The 1,432-nt window shown below is 41.7% G+C and carries 2 protein-coding genes; both read right to left on the minus strand.

The annotated features are described in order from the left end of the window. Positions 1 to 30: 30 nt before the first annotated feature. Complete coding sequence (locus DFP75_RS18285) at positions 31 to 957, minus strand: IS3 family transposase (RefSeq protein ID WP_110577478.1); 927 nt, start codon at positions 955 to 957, stop codon at positions 31 to 33. Next, positions 858 to 1,385, minus strand: coding sequence for a helix-turn-helix domain-containing protein (locus DFP75_RS18290; RefSeq protein WP_110577479.1), 528 nt, complete (start codon positions 1,383 to 1,385; stop codon positions 858 to 860). Before DFP75_RS18290 ends, DFP75_RS18285 begins: the two co-directional genes overlap by 100 nt. Positions 1,386 to 1,432: the final 47 nt, after the last annotated feature.

Consider the following 1,432-nt stretch of genomic DNA (forward strand, 5'->3'; position numbering starts at 1 on the left):
TGAAGTGACCCCATAAAGTTGGACACTTTATTAACCGGCTAACAATGCCTGATTTCGGTACTCTACCGGAGTCAGGCCATTTAACCCCATTTTTATTCGTTTCGTATTGTAGTAATCAATATACTCTTCAAGTTCTTGGATCAGATCATCTGCATCCTCGAAGTTTTCACCATGGAACATTTCCGTTTTTAGTAAGGCAAAAAAGTTCTCCGCCATTGCATTGTCCAGACAATTTCCTTTTCGTGACATACTTTGTTGTAGTCCATGTTTTTCCAAAAGATGTCGTGTTTGCTTTTGCTGGTACTGCCAACCTTGATCACTGTGTAGTATTGGAGCTTCTCCTTCTTTAAGGCTAGCTATGGCTTCTTTTAGCATGTCAGTGACGAGCGGTAAATGCGCTGTCTTTTTAATTTGGTAGGCAATCACCTCTTGATTAAACAGATCAATCACGGGAGACAAGTATACTTTTTGCCCTTTAATATTAAACTCTGTCACGTCGGTGACCCACTTCTCGTTCGGCGTGTCCGCTTTAAAATTTCGGCATAAGAGATTGTCCGCGATACGTCCTATTTCGCCTCGATAAGAGCGATAGCGTTTAGGCCGTTCTTTAGATTTAAGCCCCAATAATTTCATCAGCTTTTGCACTGTTTTATGATTCAGCCCTATTTTGGCTTTACGAAGCTCAGAAGTGATACGTCGATAACCATAACGGCCTCTATGCTCATGGAAGATCTCCTGTATCTTTTCCTTCGCTTCTGCGTACTGATCTAATTGCGTTAATCGCTGGCAATGGTAATAAAACACACTACGCGGCAGTGACAACGATCGAAGTAAATTCGGTAACTTAAACTGATCTTTTAACTCTTGGACAATTGACGCTTTTTCTTGGCTTGTTGGCGTTTCATCTCGTCCAAGGCTTCTAACTTTTTTAGAACCGCTACCTCCGTACGACGATATTCCAGCTCTTCACGAAGCTCTTCTACTGTCATTTCGTCAATAGATTTATCATTTGATTCTTGGCTCTGTTTTTTCATATAAGTGCGCCCTCGCTGTTTAGGTTGAAGGCCTTGAAGTCCTGATTCGTCAAACTCACGCAGCCATACCCAAAGCGTACCGGGAGAGGGAAGATTGTAAAAGGCACTTGTGTAATGTAATGACCAATTTTCTGACCACATTTTCTTAAGAATATCGGCTTTACCTTTAGCTGTATGAGGAGATTTTGGTGGTAGAAAGGATTCATCACCATTGAAGCTATAAACCTTACTCCAATAGCGAATCTGACTGTGTGGAATAGACAGCTGTTTTCCAAGCGCCTTGGGTGATGAAACACCGTTAAGGCATTGCTGAGCTAATGTGATTTTTAAAGCACGACTGTACTTTGACATAAAAAGAACCCCCAATGTTGGTTGTCCAACTATTGGGGGTCACTTCA

The organism is Marinomonas alcarazii (assembly GCF_003208215.1).
Classification (GTDB): Bacteria; Pseudomonadota; Gammaproteobacteria; order Pseudomonadales; family Marinomonadaceae; genus Marinomonas; species Marinomonas alcarazii.

Coding starts and splice junctions, on each gene's coding strand:
- DFP75_RS18290 (WP_110577479.1), bottom strand. CDS start 1,385: ATGTCAAAGTACAGTCGTGCTTTAAAAATCACATTAGCTCAGCAATGC.